The organism is Trichocoleus sp. ST-U2, assembly GCF_039961875.1.
In the GTDB taxonomy this organism is placed as follows: Bacteria; Cyanobacteriota; Cyanobacteriia; order Cyanobacteriales; family FACHB-T130; genus FACHB-T130.
Genome location: NZ_JAMPJY010000013.1, coordinates 1 through 21,517, shown reverse-complemented (window position 1 = coordinate 21,517; position 21,517 = coordinate 1). Strand labels below are relative to the sequence as shown.

Sequence of the window (21,517 nt, the reverse complement as noted above, 5' to 3'; positions counted from 1 at the left end):
GTTTGCCATGAACCCTGAACGATGAACCCCGAACGATTAGCTAAATTGTTCGCCTATATCCAGGTTAAACAGAGTTTGGAGTGCCTGCATCGCTTTGCGTCTGGCTTCGATATCCTGCTGCGATCGCAGTTGTACCATCGGATCGTGCAGAATTTTATTGACAATTCCGCGCGTTAGTGCCTCGATAACTTCTTGATGTCTTTCGGCAAATTCCGTACCCAAGCGAGACAAAGCTTTTTCTAACTCTTGGGTGCGAATCGTTTCCATTTTATCGCGCAGGCAGCTGATGGTAGGAACGGTTTCCAGCGATCGCCACCAGAGATCAAAGGCTTCCACCTCTTCTTCTAGCAATTCCTGGGCTTCCATTGCCATCTTGCGGCGGCTTTCGTGATTCTGAGCCACCACTGCCTTTAAGTCATCGACATTAAACGCCTGCACGTTGTCCAGATCGTTAACATCCCCATCCACATTACGCGGCACGGAAATATCAAAGATCATCAAACCTCGGTGCGCTTCCAGGTGAATTTCCAGTTTCGATCGATTTAACAGGGGTTCTGTAGAAGAGGTACTGGTAAAAACTAAATCCGAGGAAGCGATCGCTGACATCATTTCTGACAGTGGATACAGTTGCAACTGTGCCTCTGGGAACTGATTCGCCAATTCCTGTGCCCGTTGCATAGAACGGTTCAACACCGAGATGTGAACCGCTCCTTTTGCCAGTAAATGTTGCACTAACAGCCGGGACATTTTCCCCGCACCTAGAATCATCACTCGACAAGCTGCCAAGTTCTGGGCTTTGATCTGGGCTAACTCTACCGCTGCTGAACTGATGGAGACAGCACCCGTACCGATACTGGTTTCCGTCCGAACTCGCTTCCCAGCAGTCAGTGCTTGCTTGAACAACCGATTCAGGATGCTACCAATGCCCTTGTATTGCTGTCCCAGTTTGTGAGTATGTTTCACTTGCGCCAGGATTTGCCCTTCCCCCAGCACCAAACTATCTAAACCTGCTGACACTCGCATCAAGTGCATGACTGCATCTTCATGCAACAAAACAAACAAGTGTTGCCGCAGTTGATGGAGGGGAAATTTGCTGTGTTCGGAAAGAAATTGGGTGACTTCCCGAACGCCCTGTTCGGTTTCATGAGCAACGATGTAAATTTCCAGGCGGTTGCAGGTGCTAAGAATCGCGACTTCTGCAATGTGGGGGTAGCTCATGAGGGCAAGAGTTGCACCTTCACACGCTGGCTCTGGAATACTTAATTTTTCCCGAATCTCAACCGGCGCTGTTTTATGGCTAAGACCTACGACTGCAATATTCATTTGCTAATTGCTAATTACTAATTGCTTATTGGGTTGATGGTTAAAAGATTAGAAGATTGAAGATTGAAGGGTGAAGATTGAAGGTTGAAAGTTAACCTGCACGACCTTCAACCTGCAACCTACAACCTGCAACCCGATTTCCGATTATCCGCAGACTACCTCAATTGCAGTTGCTTCGGCTCTTCAAACATGTGGATTGTATCAACAAAGCGGGCGGTCTGCGACTGGCTGGAAATGACCAAGCTTTGAGTCCGTGCCCCACCCTTGAAGAACCGCACGCCTTCCATGAGCGTACCAGGAGTGATACCACAAGCTGCGAACAGAACTGTCTTGCCAGAGGCGAGTTCCTCAGCACTGTAAACTTTGTCTGGGTCTGTGATGCCCATGCTATTAAGCCGTGCGATATTGCTCTCTCTGCTCTCTCCGATCAATCCAGTTTTCACCACATCTGGATCGTAGATCAGCTGACCTTGGAAGTGTCCACCCAGACAGCGCAGAGCGGCTGCTGAGATGACGCCTTCGGGTGCAGCACCAATTCCCATCAAAGCGTGAATATTGGTACCGGCAAAGGCGCAGGAGATGGCAGCAGAAACGTCACCATCGCTGATCAGTCGCACTCTGGCTCCCGCTTGCCGGATTTCTTGAATTAGTTCTTTGTGACGAGGGCGATCCATCACTACGACCACCAGTTCCTCAATCGAGCGACCCAGGCACTCTGCGAGAATCTTTAGGTTTTGGGTGGCGGACTTGTTAATATCAACATGACCGCGTGCCACTGGGGGCGCTGCCAGCTTTTTCATGTAAAAGTCAGGAGCGGCAAACAAACCGCCTTTTTCAGCAATTGCCAGAACTGCCATTGAACCATTTTGACCGTAGGCAACGAGGTTGGTGCCTTCGCAGGGGTCAACGGCAATGTCAATCTCAATTAATTCATCTGGGTTGCAATAAGTTTTGGCATCTTCGCGGGTACAGATACCAACTTCTTCTCCGATATACAACATGGGGGCATCATCCCGTTCGCCTTCACCGATGACGATCCGACCCCGCATATAAATTTTGTTCATCCGCTCCCGCATGGCTTCCACCGCGACTTGGTCAGCGATGTTTTTTTCGCCTTTTCCCATCCACCGGGAGGATGCGATCGCAGCTTGCTCAACTACCTCTATAATTTCTAATCCCAGCGTGTTTTCCACAAAAATTATCCTCTCAACTGCTTGATTTAGCGTCGTTTCATCTGGCGATTCCAGTTAGAAGTCTATCAGAGGGGGGATACCCAAAGCTGGAGATTAACGGCTTGGTTTATGTTAACTTTTGTAATTCGTCCGGCTGATGGGTCATGGGTCATTCGTTGGGAAATCACGAATAACTCATGACTCCTGGCTTTTTTTAAGGCAATTCAACCGATGTCGGTTTAGCAATGTGAGGCAGACCCCAACCGAGTTTTTCTCGTAAAATTCGGAAAAACTCAGGGGATTGCAAGCGGATGAATCGAGCTGAAAAAGGCGATCGCTCCAGATACACCCGATCTTCTGGCAATACATAGCATCCAGCATTCCCATCCACCACCATTACCAGTCGGTTAGGATTTGCGGGGAAAATTGTCACAGGTTCGCTATCTGCAAACACCAATGCCCTAGACGCCAGTGAATGAGGACAAATCGGTACTAGCTGTAATGTCGGCACCCCAGGCGTCACCACCGGCCCCCCAGCACTCAACGAGTAAGCCGTCGAGCCAGTCGGGGTCGAGATAATCACCCCGTCTGCGGCAATATCCATCAGCGCGTGACGCCCAATCAGCACCTCAAAATGGCACATACTGGTGAGCGGTTCCCGATGAATCACCATTTCATTCAGGCACAGCGCTTCCCACAGCCGGACATTATCGCGAAATAGTTGCACCGCGAGCATCGCCCGCTCTTCGACTTCATACTCCCCAGCCATGAGCATTTCCAGCGCTTGCGGGATCTGGTTCACATAAGCTTCAGTGAGAAAACCCATGTGCCCAGTATTCACCGCCAGCAAGGGAATCCCGCAAGGTGCCACTTGGCGAAATGCCGCTAGAACCGTGCCATCTCCCCCTAACACCACGGCAAATTTCATCTCTTCATCAAAGCCGGGGGGAGCCAGGGAATCGATTGGAGTATGACATACCGGACGATCGGGGCGAGAATATCCCAAAATCCCACCGGAACCTGTTGTCATGCAAACTTCCCAACCAGCGGCTGTCAGCTTGTCTTTTAACTCTGTTGCAGCGCGACAAGCTACAGGTTTGGTGTCATTGTATATAATCCCTGCTTTGGGCACGCTTCGAGTCCGGTAGTAGTTCATTCTTAATTGTTAGCGATCGAGGATTGGTTTTTAGGTATGTAACCTATTAAAAACCAACAACTAACAACTCACTTTGCTTTGAGGCTGTAATCAGTTCAAGAGGTATAGGGCATTTTCTTTTTACTCTGCTTTTTATTTTTTGATTTTTCGTAATCAATTTCCTTGAGTTTTTTCAAGATGCGACTGAAGTAGTCTTGCAGGTATGCCTCCAAAGTCGTGATTTGACCTTGGTCTATCCCGAAGACTTGATAAACCTCATCCATCGACGCATTCAGGGGTTTGCCGGTCGCTACCACTTCGGCAAAAGCCAACCGATCTGCTAGGTTCCAGCCCCATTCAAAAAAGCGAGCGATCCGTCGCACTGTCCGCAGTAAGCCCAAAGGCATCCGCGTCACCTTGGATTCTCGCCCAGAAAGACGTTCGCACAGGCGGATGATTTCATAAGCACCCCAAGCGCGAGAACCGACAATCGGGAAGGTTTTCTTTTCAGTTTCCGGAACCTTCAGGGCTTTGATTGCAAACTTAGCAATATCCTGAGTGTCCATGTAAGCCACCGGAGAGGTGTCCCCTGTCACCCATACAGCTTGTCCATCTAAGATCGGCACTGCATACTGACCAATCAGCCCTTGCATAAAGCCGCAAGGTCGCAAAATGGTGTAATTTAACCCGGATTCTGCTAAGAAAAGCTCCGTACACCGCTTGATTTCCATCAACGGGACATTGGGATACTTTTCAGCATCCAAGATGGAAAAGAAGATAAAACGATCTACTTTGGCAGCGCTGGCGGCTTGAATCAGCGCTACTTTGCCATCCCAGTCTACCTGTTTGATACTAGTGGCGTCTGTCGGTCGTGAAGTTGCCGCATCAATCACGGCTGTGACACCTTCAAAGGCTGCTTTCAGGCTTTCAGGATTGGTGAGATCGCCGCCGACTAACTCAGCGCCCCATTCTTTTAAAAATGCCGCCTTCTTCGCACTTCGTACCAGACAGCGAACTTGATAGCCCTCTTCTATTGCCCGACGAGCCACCTGTCTGCCCAGGGTGCCGGTGGCACCGACAATTAATAAAGTCATCTAGTAATTAGTAAGGAATCTTAAACTTTCTATAAGATGTTATCAGAAATCTCAGAATTAACGCAAAGAAAGTTTACAAAACTAGTAATCAGAGCGATCGCGCACCTCAATTGCCATTCGCTAATCCTATAAAAATGCCCAATAGTAAACTCTCGCCAGATGACAAAGCAACGGGCGAGGAACAAATCAACGATTCGTTTTTATGGCAACGGACAAGCTGCTAGGCGCGTTGATGGAACACGCCCCGGCGTGGCTTGCCCTTGCTTTCAGGGGTTGCCCTTAGAGGGACTCGTTTTCGCCGCCTTGGATTTTGAGTAACAAAAAGCCTAGACCCAGACCCACTAAAATCAGGGTAGAGGACAATATAGCTGCATTAAAAATCTCACCGCTCATCGGTTGTAGGCTCCTTCGGAATCAATTAAAAAGTTTAGAGTATTTTAAACTGAAAGCTGTGAAAACTTTCTTTACACAAACACCTACCAATCTCACACAACGGCAAGAACGTCCTCGGTTAGCGGTAACACTGGGAGATCCGGCGGGGATTGGGCCAGAGGTGGTGCTGAAGGCGTTGGCAGATCCGATTACCGAAAATTGCGCGATTACTGTCGTTGGCAGTCGGGGACTGTTGCAAGAAACTTATCATCGATTGACCCGACAACGTAAGGGCACGGTGCCGTGCCGCTCCCAGCAACAGGAACAAAGCCTGCCTACACAGACTTTAGAAGCGGGTGGGGAGGCATCTGAGTTGGTGTCAGCACCGCTAGCAAACCCGGCACAGTTATCAATTCTTGATGTCCCGCTGGATGGGGAAATAGAGCGGCAAATCAAGATTGGGACTGGGAATGCTGCGAGTGGCGCGGCAAGCTTTGCTTATATGGAAACAGCGATCGCGCACACGCTTTCGGGTGAGTTCCAAGGCATTGTGACTGGCCCGATTGCTAAATCTGCTTGGAAAGCCGCAGGATATGATTATCCGGGTCAAACAGAATTGTTAGCCAAGCGTTCCGGGGTTCAGCGCTTTGGGATGTTATTTGTGGCGCGATCGCCGCATACTGGTTGGACACTCCGCACTTTACTTGCGACTACCCATATTCCCCTCCGTCAAGTCGCTGAGGTGCTGACACCGCAACTGCTGACGAATAAGCTTGATTTGCTGGTGGAATGCTTAAAAGCAGATTTTGGGATAGAAAAGGCAAAGATAGCGATCGCTGGATTAAATCCCCACAGTGGCGAACAAGGTCAACTAGGACGAGAAGAAATCGATTGGTTAATCCCTTGGCTAGAGCAACAACGGCGACCCGATCTGCAACTGGATGGCCCAATTCCCCCAGATACGATGTGGGTAAAGCCCGGTCAAGCCTGGTTCGGTTCAAATGGCATCTCATCGGCTCACGATGCTTACTTGGCGCTCTATCATGACCAAGGTTTAATCCCCGTTAAACTGATGGCATTTGACCGAGCGGTGAATACTTCTATCGGTCTTCCCTTCATCCGCACCTCCCCCGATCACGGGACTGCTTTTGATATCGCTAGTCAGGGAATTGCCGATGCTACCAGTATGAAGGCAGCGATTCAACTTGGGGCTGAATTAGCGGCTCGGAGGACAGCCGCGAACGCTATGTAGCTTTCGCTAGCGAATCAGGTATCGTCAGCCAGATTAATTCGAGAAGAGATTGTTCATGTTTGCATATTTGATTTTTAGCGCGATCGCTCAAAGCATCCACTTGAGCGCTCCCAAACTTCCTGCGTCTAAATCTGAGAACGATCGAGCCAAGTTCGAGCCAATAGCAGCCTCAACAGTACCAACGAACTCCGCCTTCGCAGACTTAAGGTATTTAAAAACCGCACAGAGGGGTTTTGTCGTTTTACCTGTTGCTTATGTAGCCGCGAATTCTATTCACCGGGAACATTCTCTAGGGTTGGATGCTAAAAACGGTATCTCCTCACAAACACCATTTGTTAAAAGCGATCGCAATCAAAAGTTCTTTCCTCTTGGTTTTAAAGCTATTAGAAGTGCGCCAGGAGTTACGCTTTATAACCAAAAATCTGATTATGTGCAAGTTGTTGATTTGAGCCAAGGCGCGTCTGTCAAATTCCTTTATGGCGAGATTACCAATCCCGGTAAGAAACAAGGCGCTTATGGAGGAAACGATCCTAAGTTGAGACGCCAAACGCTGACACAAGCCTGGAAAAATTTCTATTCTTTTAATAAAAAAGCTTTTTCGATAACGAATGGTCAGTTTTTCAGAAATGACACTAAATCCGCCACTATCACTAACTTAGCTTTTCCAGTTAAAGCCAATAGAATCATTATGAGTGACGGCTATGCAGGCGAAAGTGAATTTGCTAGCCAAAAGCTGATGCTTGCGGTTTGGAATAATCGTGCAGAAATTAGCGTTTTTAATGGTAAAAACTCTCTTTACTCTTCTTCAGCTCCCAATATCATTGTTGGCTTAAGCGAAAAGGCGAATAAATTTATGAACAAAAATTTAGGTAGAACTTTTATGGGAGTCCTAGATAGAGACTCTAATGGAATCTCCGAAACAGTTTTAATTTTTAATTCGAGTGATTCAACACAGTTTCATGCAGCACAGACACTAAAAAAGTTTGGTGCAGATCAAGTAGTTATGCTCGATGGTGGCGGCTCTTCACAGTTGCTTGCTCAGGGTGTAAATTATATTACATCTCCAAGAACAATTCCACAAACTATTGGCGTGGTGAGCGCTCCTTGAGCAAAGAGTAGGCAGGAATAAGAATGCGATCGCAAGGAATGCCCTGTTGATTCAAGTAGGGTGCGATCGCATTTTCAATTTTTTTGCTTTCTTCATTTTAAACCTTTGCAAATTAGGTAAACCAAGTAGATGGGGAAAAACTCTGCTCAGACGAGCTAGGAAGTTGATGTTTAATCCAATCTCTCTTCCTTTGGAGAATCTCAAAAATTCCTTGGCGAATTACTGTTTCTATGTGCAGCTTTCTTTCTCCAGAGCAGTAACGGCGATTACATTTCTCTGAAATTTTTTGGCCATCCTCGATCGCAGCGTATACGTTAGGAACTCGACTCAGGGTATAAGTCATTAATTCTTTATATAATCTAGAATTTAAAAAAGCTCCGTATTCAAAATACTCTTGTTCATTGTCTAAGATTTGAGCAATTTCATCGGCAACCCATAACATTGTTAAATTGATGGTTCGATTAGCCATTTTAACCTCACTTTTTATCGAATAAAATTGTGATTTTGTTTAGTTAATTTTCCAATTTATATCTATTATTACTTTTAGAAACATCAAGGTGTTGCCCAAGGCAAATTTTAAAACTGGAGATTTTCTCTTATTTCATTTATGAAGTTTTCACGTAAAAACACAGATAAAATTCAATTACTTTCTTTGCAAATGAAGAGACAAAAATAGTACTTATAGGCTGACTAATAGGTAATAATTTCCCCCAGCCATAAAGTTTACGGGTATCTTGCTTAGAGGTTTTTGTTAACATCGGCTGCTTTGCAAACTCAAGGCATGAATATTAACAGGAAACTCAGCTTCTATTGGATTAATATCAGTTCTATCTAATAGCGCAAAGAGAGCATACTGGATTAATCGCTTCTAGCGTATGCCGACTAACCCAGCCTGCATTAAAAGGAGGTCGTCAGATTGGGAAACAGACTCTAGCCTGTTTTGAATCTAAGATTACGTCTCAAATGTAAAAAAATAGAGGAGAAATCGGGAAGAAATCGAGAAGAAATGAAAAAAACAGTAAACTTTTGCAAATAATATTTTGCTGCTGTTTACAAAGCATCAAATTAAGATAGCTGTTTAAGGCGATACCCAATACCGTGAATTGTCTCAATCAAATCGGGCGGTGCGCCTACTGCTCTGAGTTTCTGCCGTAGGCTTTTAATATGGGCTTTAACAGTCTCCTCCTCTGGCGGTTCCTCAAGAGACCATACGTGTTCAATGATGCTACTGCGGCTGAGTACCCGCCGACCATTGCGGAGGAATAGCTCCAATAAAGAATATTCCTTGCGGGTTAAGTGCAAAGATTGCTCAGCATAGCTAACTTCATAGGTACTAGGGTTAAAGCTCAAGCTGCCCCACTCTAGCACTGGAGACGCTGAGGAACTCCCTCGACGCAACAAAGCGCGTATCCGGGCTAATAACTCTGGCAGATCGATCGGTTTAACAATATAATCATCCGCTCCAGCATCTAAGCCGGTGACTTTATCTGCGCTAGTGTCACGGGCAGTGATCATGAGGATTGGCTGGTTGTAGTCATGAGAGCGCAATCGACGGCAAAGGCTTATGCCATCTAGCTTAGGCAGCATTACATCTAGCAAAATTAAGTCATACGTAACGGTTTGGACTTGATCCCAAGCAGCTTCCCCATCTGTCACCACATCAACCACATAAGTTTGATCGGTAAGAGCTTCTACTAAAGCTTCTGCAAGACGCAAATCATCTTCTATTAGAAGGATTCTCATTGCATAAATTGCTTTTAGTTGATAAAAAACGGGAAATAAAGATGATTGATAAAGTCTCTAATTGGCTAAACTGCCCTATTCATAGAATATCATCTATCATTCGGACGATTAACGCAGGATAAACAGTAACCTTAGCAAGAAAACAATGCGATGAAGTGGCCTATTAAAAAAACAATGATTATCAGCGGTTTAGGGTTGGCATTGTTGCTACTCGGTGCAACAAGTACAGCTTCGTATTGGAGCATGACTCAACCGATCGAATGCCATGAATGGATACAGCACACTGAAGAAGTTGTGCAGAACCTTGATGAGATGCTTTCTACGCTAAAAGATATTCAAGCAAAGGAACGCAACGATATCCTCAGGGGCGACGAAACTTGGCTAAACACCGCTCCCGCGGCTAGTCCGGAAATTGGCTCGAAAATTCAAAAGCTCCGAAAGTTGACGGGCGATAACTCCCTGCAACAGACAAAGTTGAATGTGCTTGAGTCTTTAGTGACAAAGGAACTCCCTGTAGTCGAAAAGTTAGTTTCCTTGCGACAAAACAATGATGAAGATGCGGCTGGTCAGATTGCCCTGATTGAAGAGGAGCAAAAGCGTCAGGGTGAGATTCGCCAGTTAATTCAGCAGATGCAGAATGATGAGCGAGCATTTTTACAGCAGCGATCGCTAGCAGTATCAACCAGCGCTCAAAATACAATCCTGATGCATTATCTTGGCACAGGCTCGGTTTTTTTGCTTTTATGCTGGGTTTACTTGCTTCTGTATAGCGAAAATGCAAAGCGTCAACGCGCAGAGGAAGCACTCAGAAAGGTTAATGAGGAACTAGAAATCAGAGTTCAGGAACGAACCGCAGAAATCGTTAGTACGAATGAATTGCTGCTGGCTGAAATTATCGAGCGCAAGCGAGCTGAAGAAGCGTTACATCTAACCCAATTTTGTGTCGATCGGGCGGTATATGCGATCGCTTGGATAAATCCGGAAGGGCGGTTTGTCTATGTAAACGACGCCCTTTGTCATTCCATCGGTTATTCACGAGAAGAATTACTCTCGATGAGTCTATATGACGTAAATCCGGACATTCCCCCAGCAGTCTGGCCAGATATTTGGCAAGCTATCAAGCAACGCGGCTCTCTCTCCCTGGAGTCGCATCATCGTAGCAAAGATGGCAGGATATTCCCGATTGAGGTGACAGGCAATTACTTGCAGTTTAAGGGCAAGGAGTACGCTAGTTTTTTTGCTCGCGATATCAGCGATCGCCTGCGGCACGCTACGCTACGCCAACAAGCAGAATTAGCTCTCCGAGAGAGCGAACAACGGCTCCAGGCAATTCTAGATAACTCCCAAGCAATTATCTACCTTAAAGACACTTCTTGCCGACACATTCTAGTCAATCGCCAGTTTGAAAATTTATTGCACCTCACTAGAGAGCAAGTTCTCGGCAAAAACGATTACGATATATTTCCCAAGGAAATCGCAGATAGATTGGTATCAAACGACAAAAGAGTGCTTGAATCTGGAAGTTCCTTTGAGTTTGAAGAACTTATTCCTTGCCCCGACGGTATCCGCACTTACTTATCGCTCAAGTTTCTCATTCATAACACCGAAGGGATTCCCTACGCAATTGGTGGTATTTCCACCGATATTAGCGATCGCAAAGCTGCTGAAGAAGCACTGAGAATTAGTGAGGAACGCTTTCGGATTGCGCTCAAAAATTCACCCATCGTTGTCTTTAATCAAGACACTGATTTACGCTACACCTGGGTACATCATCCCACCTCAAGGGTTGTTGACGAAGTTTTACTAGGAAAATTAGAAACCGAAGTCTTTTCGCCTGAAGATGCCCAACAGCTGGTAGCGATTAAACGCCCGGTGCTGGAAAGCGGAATTGGAACGCGCCAACAGACGTGTATTACACTCAATGGAAAAGTTCGCCACTACGATTTAACCGTAGAGCCGTTGCGGAATCCCACCGGGGAAGTTATTGGCATTACCGGCTCAGCGATGGATATTACCGACGTCCGTACTAGGGAAGAACAACTGCGAGCAATCTTCGAGGGCGCACTCGAAGTGATATTAATTACAGATGACGAGGGCGCTTATGTGGAGGCGAATCCAGCCGCCTGCCAACTACTGGGGCTGCAACTTTCAGAACTTTTGGGAAAGCGGATTGCAGACTTTCTGGAGCCTAGTTTCGATTTTGAACAGGCGTGGCACAGCTTCCAAAAACAAGGGCTGGCAACCGGAGAATTGCGCCTCCTTCATCCAGATGGAACCGTGCGAGAAGTTGAGTATGCGGCTAGAGCTAATTTTCTTCCTGGGCGAAATCTATCAGTGTTACGCGACATCACCATGCGTAAGCAAGCAGAGGCAGCGCTGCGAGAGAGCGAGGCTCGCTTCCGCATGATGGCTGATAGCGCCCCCGTTATGATCTGGATGTCCGATCCAGACGCACTTTGTACGTTTTTCAACCAGACTTGGCTAAACTTTACCGGACGGACTCTAGAACAAGAAATTGGGAATAGTTGGTTGGAAGGCGTGCATTCTGAAGATATTCAGCATTGTTTAGATAGCTACTTATCCGCTTTCAATTCCCGAATGTCCTTTTGTATAGAATATCGATTGAGAAAGGCTGATGGCGAATACGGTTGGATTGTAGATAAAGGAGTTCCCCGGTTTACCCCAGAAGGAGATTTTGCGGGTTACATTGGCACCTGCATCGACATTACCGAGCGCAAAGCTAACGAGGAAGCGCTGAAGGAAAGCCAACGTTTCATTCAGAAAATTGCCGATACAACTCCTAATTGGCTCTACATTTATGACATAATCCAAGATTGTAATGTTTATGCCAATCGTCGAACGGAAGACTTTTTTCAATGCACCCAGGCAGAAATTCAAGCAATCGGATCGCGGATTTTATCAGATTTTTTACACCCAGAAGATTTCGCTAAAATCGAGGAATTTAGCAAAGAGTTTGCCACTACTACAGAAGATCAAGTAATCGAAAAAGAATACCGGATGAAAAACGCCACGGGTGAATGGCGTTGGTTTCATATCAGTGAGGTTGTCTTTACAAGAACTGCTGACGGTAGACCCGAACAAATCCTAGGTACAGGAGTAGACATCACCGATGTTAAAAAAACGGAAGAAATTCATCTGGCGCTAGAAAGAGAAAAAGAACTCAGTCAGCTTCAGATGCGCTTTTTTTCAATGGTTTCCCATGAATTTCGCACTCCAATCAGCACGATTTTACTCTCTTCGCAATCCTTAGAACATTCCTTCGAGCGATGGTCAAAAGAGAAATTATTGAAAAATATTGCTCGGATTCAAACCAGTGCCAAACACATGGTTCAGCTATTAGAAGATATTCTAATCATCAATAGAGCGGAAGCCAGGAAACTAGAATTTAATCCTGCGTCTATTGACATCAAAAAGCTTTGCTACTACTTAACTGAAGAAATGCGGTTAATTGCAGGTAGTAAGAATTCAATAATATTTGTCAGCCAGGGAGATAGCCCAAACTCAGCAATCGATGAAAAACTTCTGCGCTCGATTGTTACCAATTTACTCTCCAATGCGATTAGATACTCCCCCCAAGGCAGTCATATTCATTTTTCCCTCGTTTGCGATCGCCAAGAGGCAACTCTGCAAATTAGGGATAAAGGCATTGGTATTCCGCTAGAAGACCAACTTCATCTATTTGAGCCGTTCTATCGAGGGGAAAATGTTGGAGATGTCGCTGGTTCGGGATTAGGACTAACCGTGACTAAGAAGTGTGTGGACTTACACGGCGGCACAATTACAGTAAAGAGTGAAGTCGGGATGGGAACCACTTGCACTGTGACATTGCCTTTATACAACCCTGTAAGGCCAGGAAGTCTCCAGCCCAGCTAGAGCAGTCAAACCATTCTGAGGGTAGACGGCTGCGATCGCACCCACCGAGTAAAGTAAAAAAGTAGCTCAATTGACTAAGATTGGCATTTGGTAGCAAGATAAGTCATGACTTCTTGGCGCGATCGCTTCAATCAAATCAGTGGCAAAAGCCGCTTTGTAGTCTGTCGTTTGTTTGTCCATCTAGCAGGTGCAGAGGTTGCGCCTCTGTTGGGAGTTTTAAATCGTGCTGCTAGAGAAGCCGTCGAAGCTGACGGGGATCTGCAAATTTTGGGCGAAGGACTGGTTGAAATTTGTCAGAACCTCTTACAGTACGATACTTACTGGCAATCCGCAGCGAATGAAGGCGACGTTTTCTGGAATGAAGGTGAAGCTGGAGACTATGTGAATGAATTGTTCACAGACTCTGCTGAGCGCTATTTGAGCGAACCAGACTTCAGCCAACCCTCTCACGGAAATGAACCCTTGTCATTGCCAGTCACTCGCAACTTGATTGTGATGATTACGGTGGCTTATGAGGGGGAACTTCCGGTACTCGAAGGCGATCTCGCCAATCTTAGTGCGCTTAAAGAAGGTCTAAAAGCCTTGGTTAATCTGCACTATCAGGAAAGGCTGCGAGCAATACAAGTTCACTTTTCTCCAGCGCAGTTGGGTGATGAACTCACAAACGATCAATTGTTGCTGAATTTTCCAGAACTGATTCCTCTTTAGATTCCCCTTTAATGGCTAATAGCTTCCTCATCAAAATTATTCATCCGTTTATGTTACGTAGATTGACCATTCTTTTCATGTCCCTGACGTTGTGCTTCACAACGGTAGCTTGTGGTAGTCCCTCAACCACAACCCAAGCCCCATCTCAGAATCGGGACTTTAAGACAACGACCACTCAAAGTCGTTTGCCTGATGGACAATATCCAGTCCAGCAGGCAACCTACAATGATGCCGATGGGGAATACACCCTCATGTTGCTCAATACCCCTCCGGGCACGCCCGCTGTTTATCGCTCTACAGATTTGCAAATGGCACGTCTGACAGACGAAGAAATTAAGTCTGGTCAGAAGGGTTATGTGAAAGCAGCTAACGGTCAGGCATCTCTGCACATTCCAGAAGACTTCAAAATTGAATACGTTCACAACGTCACTGAAACGCGACCCGACCCTCAAACAGGTCAACCCCAGACCGTGGTCGTGCGTCAGCAGTCAAGCTTCTGGGCACCTTTTGCAGGAGCATTGGCAGGTCAAGCCGTAGGCAGTTTGTTGTTTACGCCGCGTTACTATATGCCGCCAGTGTATCAACCGGGCGGAATTATGAGAGGTTACGGCGGATACGGCAACACTTATAGTCAAGCGGTTCAGCAATACCAAACCCGCTACCAAGCACCGCCACCAGCTGTTAGAAATCGTCAAACCTTGCGGACCACTGGGCGCTTAAGATCGCCTTCATCCAGTCAACCGACCAGCATTCGTCGAGTCCCGCAAAGCGGAAACCGTTCTACTGGATCGGGTTATGGTTCCAGCACGCTGCGTCGCTCTAACGGATCGACTCCCAGCCGCGCGAATAGAAGTCCCAGTTTTGGCAGCGGATCGCGATCGCGTCCCAGTCGTAGTCGGGGATCGTTTGGTTCTGGTGGCAGACGCCGCTAATTATCGCGAGCGTGGGTAACGCCTATTCTCCTAGCTAGCTCTGTAAGCGCACATTGCCTTGCGCTTACAGCGTCAAAAGAAATTTTTACAAGCTGTATCTTATTGCTTTTCGCCGTTTGAGAAGACTCTGGGGCTGAACTTCCTGGAACCCCTCCCCGCAAGCGCGGAGGGAAATTAACTTGCGGTTACGAGTATTAAGTCAAACAAAAAACGCCCAACAAAAACTTGAGGGCGTTGATCATCAGGGTGCATCTACTAAATTCAATATACCTCACTGAGGGGTCACACCCCCCACCCCTAATAAAAGATTGTTATAAAACTTCTCAATCGCTCCTCAAAAAGCCAAACGTTCTGGCTGTCGCGCGTTATCCCCCTTCACTTTATTAGCGGCTACATCAGGGCTTCCTCTTTACCCACCTTGGTAGGTAGTGTAGCGGTGCGTCCATTGCGGGGGTTAAGGAACTGTTGCAGACGATTTGCACAACAAAATGACATTACTACCAGAAGCTGCTTCTACCAGCTTCAAAGAACCGAGTAGCCGCCCATAGCCTGCGCGATCGCTACTCCCCTAAAAACAAAAAACGCCCAACAAAAACTTGAGGGCGTCGATCATCAGGGTGCATCTACTAAATTCAATATACCCCACTGAGGGGTCACACCCCTCACCACCAAAAAAGTTGTTACAAAACTTTACATTTTGGGGGAGCGATTAGCCGAGAGTCCTTATCAAGGGGGTTGAAGGATGCTTGCAGTCAATCCAGATAAAGCAATACCTTGAAACCTACGTACAGCCTAGACGTCAAGAGAGACTGAGAGACACACTAAGCGATCGCTTCTGTTAGCTTTGTATTTACTTGAGCTGTACTTTGTCTACCCAAATCGCTTATCTCTCAAGCAGTGTGTGCAGATTGAGCTTTCTCGCCTGATTGACTGAAAAAACTCCCCTCCTTCCTATCCCTGCTACCTATAGCAGTCCTCAAGGATTCATGAAGCCTTGCTCCCCGGCTTCTTAGAGAAGTTGAGAAGCTGAAGGGCTGGCATTCCACAACTCAAATAGGATTGCTATAGTTAGTTGAATTTCTCCAGCGTAGCTGCTACTTAAACGAAATTCGCCCAAAATAGTATCAGTAGTTTTGGTCGCAACAATGCTATATTTGATAGCCGTTATCGTTCTTATTTAAATTTGTTTTTATAAATTGACGGCGACTTAGGGCGTAAAATTTAAATTCGATCTATACTAATCCCTCAGACGATCCCCTGTATTTTTCCTAAGAAAAGTTTACCCATTAGGGTGATGTGTAAAGGAGGTGAGGAGGGAAACATGGTAATAGCTTGATGGAATGACCCTAAACAGGGCAACTTGACAACAAGTAGCCTGCATATTCGATTTCAAGAGGTTTTGGATATGTCCTTGCTTTTTTTAATCCCTTTAGCAATCTCGATAGCATCAGCCTTCGTTATCTTTGAGAATTCTCACGATGAAGTTGCCATGCTTGCTGCATCAGCAGCATCTGTCAGTTTGATTCTATGTTTGCTCTTTTTGCCTTGGCAAGTCCAGCTTTTGGTGTTGATGTTTGTCTTAACGATTACTAGACGGGTTTCTGTGCCAAATCAGAGCAAATTTAGGTAAAAAGACAATAATTTATGCTGCGCTTTCCTGTACAGCGAACTCCAATCCAGTCTCGATCTAGGTTGTTAGAGCTGGATTTGGTAACGCTGATACTGAACCTCTAACTGAAACATCTGATGAACTGCTGCCATTTTGAACAGCAGCTATCGTTTACAGGTTCTTCGGATAAACTCATCGACTCTCAAGAGTTTATTTGCTTTGGTAGGTATATCCCAGTTTGCCCTGCCATCCTAAGCGTGAAAAGGCGCGATCGCTGGAACCTCTACACCCAGCGCTGAAACTGCCCTTTCTTAAACACAGTCTTTACCAGTGCTGCCTTGTGCTTTTCGCCTTGATAATTCACTTAATAGAGTTTGGTGTGAATCCGCCTACTTTTTTGGGATGCGTCATGAGCTGAGGATAGAACCATGTTTGTCCTCTACTTGGGCGCTCGGCACGCATAGCCGCGCCATTGCTTGTGACAGATGCGTAAGTCCTGACGATTTTACTTCATGTCTGCAATGGAGACATCTATTGTCCCCCTTTAAAAGAGGACTGGGGATATCTGATATGTAGTCTCCAAAAATGAAAGGTATAACACCTGTCTTGAAAGCTTCAATCAAACTTTTACCAATTAATACCAAAGGAAGAGCCTAAATCATTTTTGATTTGATAATAACTTTTTCGAGAAAATAAAAATACGAAATATTAAGCTTATGAAAATTTTCCGGATTCATTGCCAGATCTATCGTTGAAAATACTGAATACTAAACTTACAAATAAACGTTTAGTTGACCACTACACAGAAACGCCTGCTATTGTCAGAAAATCACTCGAACAACTTCCACAGCTTTGTTTAGCATACCTTACTACAGATTCTAACTTTACAAATTCTTTGTAGAAGCTCAAGTTTTCATGAAGAGAACGTAAAGAAAAAGATTTGATAAAGGTACTGGCTACTGAGGTTTTCAGTGGATATACTGATATTACTGGCACTCCCAAAAGTGGCACTCCCAAAAGTCTAGGAACTGTAACGGGTGTTATGAGTAATTACTTTCGATTCACAGGAACAGCAACTTTACTGATTGGGTTGCAACTATTCAGCCCCCAGATGGTGTCTGCCAGAATCGACCCCACTCTTCCCAACAACAGCCCGTCAAACAGCTTCTGGAGTGCTGCTGAGACCCAGAATTTACTAAAATCTGGCGGGGAAGGGAAAGCATTTCAACCGAAAGATAACGGCCCTCCTGCTGGCGATGGCACTGGTGCAGGAACGCGCTGAACCAGGCAAAGGTAAAGGTCAAGTAAAAGTTAAAAGGCAAGGATAAAGAAGTTTGTTCTTTCTTAGAACTGTTTAGTTTTGCAGAGGGGGAGATTTCCACCAATGCTGATGTTGAACTAAGGTGTGAACTTGCCAGTTTGGCGAGGTTTGAGAGAAGTCAGTTCGGTAGTGTCCGCCTCGACTCTCTGTGCGAAAAGCAGCACTTTTGAGAATTAGATACGCCACATCTAGTAAGTTGTGAGTTTCTCCCCAAGTTCGCAGTTGTTGGTCGGCATCGGGTAAGTCGAAACTAGCACGCTGACCGGGGATTAAATTCATCAGGTACTGACTTAGAGACAGAGCAGCAAATTCCTGTTGCCAAACTTCGATTTGAGCGATCGCATTCTCTAAAACCTCTTGCGATCGACAAATTCCAGCACTTTGCCACACTAAGCGCGGTAAATCTTGCCGTAAAGCTTCAATTTTGTCTCGTTCGGTCGAATCGCTGATGAATGATGAGGGATGAGAGAGAGTCAAAGGGGAAAGTTCTCCCATGCTTCCACTGTCTGGTTTTTCTTGTGTTGTTTCATCCTGCATCCTTGCTGTTTGATCCTTTCGAGTCTTTCCTTCTTGCTTCTGACTGCTTTCTAAATGAGCCAGTTGGGCACCAAACACCAAACATTCCAGGAGGGAATTACTGGCGAGACGATTGGCACCGTGAACGCCAGTACTAGCTGTTTCCCCAATCGCATATAAACCGGGAATCGAGGTACGATTCATTAAATCGCTGGCGATGCCTCCCATCCAGTAATGAGCTGCTGGCGCAACCGGAATTGGCTCCTGAAAGACATCAATCCCCCACCGCTGACACACCTGGATAATGTTAGGGAAACGGTGGCGAATCTTTTCTTCGGGAATTGGGCGCAAATCCAAGAAAACGTGGCCTGTCGCAGGGTCGGCTGCGATTTGCTGCAAGTGGCTGAAAATCGCTCGACTGACAACATCTCTCGGTGCGAGTTCACCCGCGGGATGGTAATCAAAGGCAAATCGTCGTCCTTGGGAATCGACCAGATGAGCGCCTTCCCCCCGGACTGCTTCACTAATCAAAAAACGAGGCGCACCCGGCTTGGTGAGGGCTGTAGGGTGAAATTGGACAAATTCTAAGTCTTGCAGGATAGCCCCAGCACGCCACGCGATCGCTACCCCATCTCCCGTACTGACCGATGGATTTGTCGTTTGAGCAAATACTTGACCTCCGCCGCCTGTCGCCAGCACCACCGCACCCGCCCTTATCCAGCTAATCTGATTTTGGTAAACCAGGCAAATTCCCTGGCACTCACCAGTTTCAGGATTGAGCCACAGACTTAGGGCAAATGCTTGAGAGATAATCTGGATATTCTGACGACGCAGCACTTGTTCGGTTAAGGTACTCACCATTGCGCGACCCGTCGTATCGGCAGCATGAAGCACGCGGGGACGAGAATGAGCCGCCTCTAAGGTCAAAGCGAGATAGGTTCCTTTGCGGTCAAAGGCAACGCCCATATCCACTAGCGAATCAATGCAGGATGCAGCCTCCTCTACAAGAAACTGTACGGCTTCTTTGTCACACAAACCCGCCCCTGCCCGCATTGTGTCCTCAATGTGCAGCAAAGATGAGTCTGTCGGGTCAATTGCAGCCGCGATGCCGCCTTGCGCCCAGTCGCTGGCAGAAAGGGGCAGAGTATCCTTTGTAATCAAACCAACTTGATACGAGTCTGGTAGACAAAGCGCTGCATAAAGTCCTGCTGCACCTGCGCCTACTACCAAGACATCAAACTGGATGGGTATTTCCTGCTGGGATAAAGATTTTAAGTTTATAGAGTTCAACGATAAGTTCCTTAATACTTCCACTCATAATAAATAACCCACTCCTTAATGGAGTGGGTGATGAAAATCGAGTCGTTAGGGGCGAAGGTTCTTTTGAGGGTCTAGATTCTGAATGCAAGGTTAAGTTGATCTCACCCAGCTTGCAGAATCTTTTCCCGGATAGTCACGACTCACCACGGTTAGTAAATCACTAAAGCGCTTTAGTAGTAGCCGTTGTTATAGCGATCGCCACCTTCCACGAAGCTTGATTCTATTTCTGTCACCGTGAAATTATCCAGGTTCGCTTGAAGCCGTTCTTTTTGACCGTCACTTAGCCCTGGAATTTGCAGGACATCTTCTACTTTCTTGTAAGGTGCATTATCGACAACTTTGCGAGCCAGAGTGGGGTACAGCCCTGGATATTGCCGAAACGCTCGCACATTGGTGTTGTTCAAGTCAATCTTTTTCCCGAACTCGGTGGCTAGCTTATCGTCCGCCCGATTCCGGAGGGGTGCCTCGACTGCTGCCAACACTGATGAAGAGTGCAGTGCTACACCCGTCAAATCGGCTGCAATAGCGCTTTTGGGCAGCCCCATCCATCCTAAGCAGCTCACCAACATAGCCAACACTGTCAGCAGACGAACCAATCGTTTCATAAACTTAAATCCTCCTGACACAGCATGATTGAGGGTACCATGTCCTCAACTATTAGTTTAATTTTTGTTTTCTATCCTCTCATCTTATTACCTCTCGGTACCCACTCCACCTCAACTCTGGAACAATTGGAAGTTGGCTAGTTTTCCCAAATCTTAATAAAGAGCTAAACTCCGACCGGGAAACTGGGGTTTTGTGGCAATATAGAAGATCGTTCCTCAAGGTAGTTCACAGGAAATCCGATATGGTTCTTAGATTAGGCGACCAAGTACCCGACTTCACTCAGGATTCTACACACGGTCAAATCAACTTTTATGAGTGGGCTGGCGATAGCTGGGTAGTGCTATTTTCTCACCCCGCAGACTTTACGCCCGTTTGCACCACAGAACTTGGCGAAGTCGCTCGTCTCAAGCCAGAATTTGACAAGCGCAACGTGAAGGCGATCGCACTTAGCGTCGATGATGTTGACTCCCACAAAGGTTGGGTCGGTGATATCGAAGAAACTCAGAGTGTTGGTCTTAACTACCCAATTCTGGCAGATCCGGATAAGAAGGTCTCTGACCTTTACGACATGATCCACCCCAACGCCGCCAACACCGTAACGGTTAGATCGGTCTTCGTCATCGATCCGCAGAAGAAACTGCGTCTCACCTTCACCTACCCGCCCAGCACCGGACGTAACTTCGATGAATTGCTGCGGGTAATCGATTCGCTGCAACTGACGGATCACTATAGCGTAGCCACTCCAGTTAACTGGAAAGAGGGAGACGATTGTGTAATCGTTCCTTCGTTAAAAGATCCGGAAGTGTTAAAAGAGAAATTTCCTAAAGGTTACACGGAAATCAAGCCTTACCTGCGGATGACTCCCCAACCGGACAAATAGTTTTGAGTGGGTAAGTGAGCGATCGCTGTGCGCGATCGCTCACTAGATAATTAACAATAGCCTGATGGGTCGAAAGCTAATCGTCCGTCAGGCTATTTTCATTGGTTTGAGTGAGCCAACAGTAAAATTTTGGAGTAGGCGTTGCCCACTCTAACTGAATCGAGGAAATCCAGAATGCTTTCTTCTCCCCTAGTTGTGCGAATTCCGCCATCAATGCCAATGACAGACGAACAGTTTTTTGAGTTCTGTCAAATTAACCGCAACTTACGCATTGAACGGAATAAAACTGGGGAAATCGTCATCATGCCCCCAACTGGTTCAGAGACAGGAAACCGAGAAGGTAATATATTCGGGCAGCTCTGGTTATGGTCAGAACAAGACGGCACGGGGATAACTTTTTCTTCTAGCACGGGATTTATTAGACCTCTTGCATGAATCAAGAAAATGAGCCAAAAGTAGGTAAGCGTTACTGAATCTGCTCATGCTCTACCAACAGTTGAAAGTCCTCAATCCGAGCGCCTTCAGACGGGCG

General features: G+C 46.4%; 18 protein-coding genes and 1 pseudogene. 10 read left to right on the top strand and 9 right to left on the bottom strand.

Annotated elements, in window-relative coordinates; translation table 11 throughout:
* Window positions 1-36: 36 nt before the first annotated feature.
* The 4 genes from NC996_RS11145 to NC996_RS11130 form a co-directional block, all read right to left on the bottom strand.
* Entirely contained in the window at window positions 37-1,323 is a 1,287-nt protein-coding gene (locus NC996_RS11145; RefSeq protein ID WP_190429782.1) for a glutamyl-tRNA reductase, read from the bottom strand.
* A 155-nt stretch (window positions 1,324-1,478) separates the two neighbouring features.
* Complete coding sequence (gene glpX / locus NC996_RS11140) at window positions 1,479-2,516, bottom strand: class II fructose-bisphosphatase (RefSeq protein WP_190415450.1); 1,038 nt, start codon at window positions 2,514-2,516, stop codon at window positions 1,479-1,481.
* 193 nt (window positions 2,517-2,709) lie between these two features.
* Window positions 2,710-3,627, bottom strand: a complete 918-nt coding sequence (locus NC996_RS11135) for an NAD(+) kinase (protein ID WP_190415730.1) — start codon at window positions 3,625-3,627, stop codon at window positions 2,710-2,712.
* Between the two features lie 119 nt (window positions 3,628-3,746).
* Window positions 3,747-4,724, bottom strand: coding sequence for an SDR family oxidoreductase (locus NC996_RS11130; RefSeq protein ID WP_190674226.1), 978 nt, complete (start codon window positions 4,722-4,724; stop codon window positions 3,747-3,749).
* A gap of 159 nt (window positions 4,725-4,883) precedes the next feature.
* Between NC996_RS11130 and NC996_RS11125 the strand changes: the two genes are divergently transcribed.
* Window positions 4,884-5,042 (top strand): hypothetical protein, encoded by a 159-nt coding sequence (locus tag NC996_RS11125; RefSeq protein WP_190429786.1) that lies wholly within the window; start codon window positions 4,884-4,886, stop codon window positions 5,040-5,042.
* On the opposite strand, the gene NC996_RS11120 is transcribed toward NC996_RS11125, so the two are convergent.
* On the bottom strand, window positions 5,004-5,117 hold the full coding sequence (locus NC996_RS11120; RefSeq protein ID WP_190415454.1) for a PetM family cytochrome b6-f complex subunit 7: 114 nt from the start codon (window positions 5,115-5,117) through the stop codon (window positions 5,004-5,006). The two genes, NC996_RS11125 and NC996_RS11120, sit on opposite strands and share 39 nt — an antisense overlap.
* A 58-nt stretch (window positions 5,118-5,175) precedes the next feature.
* Between NC996_RS11120 and pdxA the strand changes: the two genes are divergently transcribed.
* Together pdxA and NC996_RS11110 are read left to right on the top strand one after the other, a co-directional pair.
* The gene (gene pdxA, locus NC996_RS11115; protein ID WP_339380550.1) at window positions 5,176-6,348 is read left to right on the top strand and encodes a 4-hydroxythreonine-4-phosphate dehydrogenase PdxA; all 1,173 of its coding nucleotides are present in this window, start codon (window positions 5,176-5,178) and stop codon (window positions 6,346-6,348) included.
* A 55-nt stretch (window positions 6,349-6,403) separates the two neighbouring features.
* Complete coding sequence (locus NC996_RS11110) at window positions 6,404-7,456, top strand: phosphodiester glycosidase family protein (RefSeq protein ID WP_190690243.1); 1,053 nt, start codon at window positions 6,404-6,406, stop codon at window positions 7,454-7,456.
* A gap of 112 nt (window positions 7,457-7,568) precedes the next feature.
* Here the strand turns inward: NC996_RS11110 and NC996_RS11105 are convergent, their stop codons facing one another.
* Together NC996_RS11105 and NC996_RS11100 are read right to left on the bottom strand one after the other, a co-directional pair.
* A complete protein-coding gene (locus NC996_RS11105) occupies window positions 7,569-7,925 on the bottom strand; it encodes a hypothetical protein (RefSeq protein ID WP_190690240.1) in 357 nt (118 codons plus the stop codon).
* A gap of 596 nt (window positions 7,926-8,521) precedes the next feature.
* Window positions 8,522-9,199, bottom strand: coding sequence for a response regulator transcription factor (locus NC996_RS11100; RefSeq protein WP_190415460.1), 678 nt, complete (start codon window positions 9,197-9,199; stop codon window positions 8,522-8,524).
* A 150-nt stretch (window positions 9,200-9,349) separates the two neighbouring features.
* Between NC996_RS11100 and NC996_RS11095 the strand changes: the two genes are divergently transcribed.
* The 5 genes from NC996_RS11095 (at window position 9,350) to NC996_RS11075 (ending at window position 17,624) form a co-directional block, all read left to right on the top strand.
* A complete protein-coding gene (locus NC996_RS11095) occupies window positions 9,350-13,093 on the top strand; it encodes a PAS domain S-box protein (protein ID WP_190690237.1) in 3,744 nt (1,247 codons plus the stop codon).
* 105 nt (window positions 13,094-13,198) lie between these two features.
* Complete coding sequence (locus tag NC996_RS11090) at window positions 13,199-13,801, top strand: DUF1517 domain-containing protein (RefSeq protein WP_190525704.1); 603 nt, start codon at window positions 13,199-13,201, stop codon at window positions 13,799-13,801.
* Window positions 13,802-13,851: 50 nt separating this feature from the next.
* Window positions 13,852-14,733, top strand: coding sequence for a hypothetical protein (locus NC996_RS11085; protein WP_190415465.1), 882 nt, complete (start codon window positions 13,852-13,854; stop codon window positions 14,731-14,733).
* A gap of 1,746 nt (window positions 14,734-16,479) precedes the next feature.
* Window positions 16,480-16,641 carry a hypothetical protein gene (locus tag NC996_RS11080; protein WP_190428556.1) on the top strand — a complete coding sequence of 54 codons (162 nt, stop codon included), beginning with the start codon at window positions 16,480-16,482 and terminating at the stop codon, window positions 16,639-16,641.
* Window positions 16,642-17,282: 641 nt separating this feature from the next.
* A complete protein-coding gene (locus NC996_RS11075; RefSeq protein WP_190440968.1) occupies window positions 17,283-17,624 on the top strand; it encodes a hypothetical protein in 342 nt (113 codons plus the stop codon).
* A gap of 72 nt (window positions 17,625-17,696) precedes the next feature.
* Here NC996_RS11075 and nadB read toward each other — a convergent pair whose 3' ends face one another.
* Together nadB and psbU are read right to left on the bottom strand one after the other, a co-directional pair.
* Complete coding sequence (nadB, locus tag NC996_RS11070) at window positions 17,697-19,469, bottom strand: L-aspartate oxidase (RefSeq protein ID WP_190690233.1); 1,773 nt, start codon at window positions 19,467-19,469, stop codon at window positions 17,697-17,699.
* Between the two features lie 200 nt (window positions 19,470-19,669).
* Window positions 19,670-20,104: a photosystem II complex extrinsic protein PsbU gene (psbU, locus tag NC996_RS11065; RefSeq protein ID WP_190415476.1), complete on the bottom strand. Its 435-nt coding sequence runs from the start codon at window positions 20,102-20,104 to the stop codon at window positions 19,670-19,672.
* A 242-nt stretch (window positions 20,105-20,346) separates the two neighbouring features.
* Between psbU and NC996_RS11060 the strand changes: the two genes are divergently transcribed.
* Together NC996_RS11060 and NC996_RS11055 are read left to right on the top strand one after the other, a co-directional pair.
* Window positions 20,347-20,985, top strand: coding sequence for a peroxiredoxin (locus NC996_RS11060; protein WP_190415478.1), 639 nt, complete (start codon window positions 20,347-20,349; stop codon window positions 20,983-20,985).
* 174 nt (window positions 20,986-21,159) lie between these two features.
* A pseudogene (locus NC996_RS11055) lies at window positions 21,160-21,402 on the top strand (Uma2 family endonuclease); the annotation flags it as partial.
* Window positions 21,403-21,517 lie beyond the last annotated feature (115 nt).

Bases quoted from the DNA above. Each gene is read 5' to 3' on its own strand.
- NC996_RS11130 (WP_190674226.1), bottom strand. From the start codon at position 4,724: ATGACTTTATTAATTGTCGGTGCCACCGGCACCCTGGGCAGACAGGTG.
- NC996_RS11125 (WP_190429786.1), top strand. From the start codon at position 4,884: ATGACAAAGCAACGGGCGAGGAACAAATCAACGATTCGTTTTTATGGC.
- NC996_RS11120 (WP_190415454.1), bottom strand. From the start codon at position 5,117: ATGAGCGGTGAGATTTTTAATGCAGCTATATTGTCCTCTACCCTGATT.
- NC996_RS11095 (WP_190690237.1), top strand. From the start codon at position 9,350: ATGAAGTGGCCTATTAAAAAAACAATGATTATCAGCGGTTTAGGGTTG.
- NC996_RS11090 (WP_190525704.1), top strand. From the start codon at position 13,199: ATGACTTCTTGGCGCGATCGCTTCAATCAAATCAGTGGCAAAAGCCGC.
- NC996_RS11145 (WP_190429782.1), bottom strand. From the start codon at position 1,323: ATGAATATTGCAGTCGTAGGTCTTAGCCATAAAACAGCGCCGGTTGAG.
- NC996_RS11105 (WP_190690240.1), bottom strand. From the start codon at position 7,925: ATGGCTAATCGAACCATCAATTTAACAATGTTATGGGTTGCCGATGAA.
- NC996_RS11085 (WP_190415465.1), top strand. From the start codon at position 13,852: ATGTTACGTAGATTGACCATTCTTTTCATGTCCCTGACGTTGTGCTTC.
- NC996_RS11110 (WP_190690243.1), top strand. From the start codon at position 6,404: ATGTTTGCATATTTGATTTTTAGCGCGATCGCTCAAAGCATCCACTTG.
- psbU (WP_190415476.1), bottom strand. From the start codon at position 20,104: ATGAAACGATTGGTTCGTCTGCTGACAGTGTTGGCTATGTTGGTGAGC.
- NC996_RS11060 (WP_190415478.1), top strand. From the start codon at position 20,347: ATGGTTCTTAGATTAGGCGACCAAGTACCCGACTTCACTCAGGATTCT.
- NC996_RS11100 (WP_190415460.1), bottom strand. From the start codon at position 9,199: ATGAGAATCCTTCTAATAGAAGATGATTTGCGTCTTGCAGAAGCTTTA.
- NC996_RS11080 (WP_190428556.1), top strand. From the start codon at position 16,480: ATGAACTGCTGCCATTTTGAACAGCAGCTATCGTTTACAGGTTCTTCG.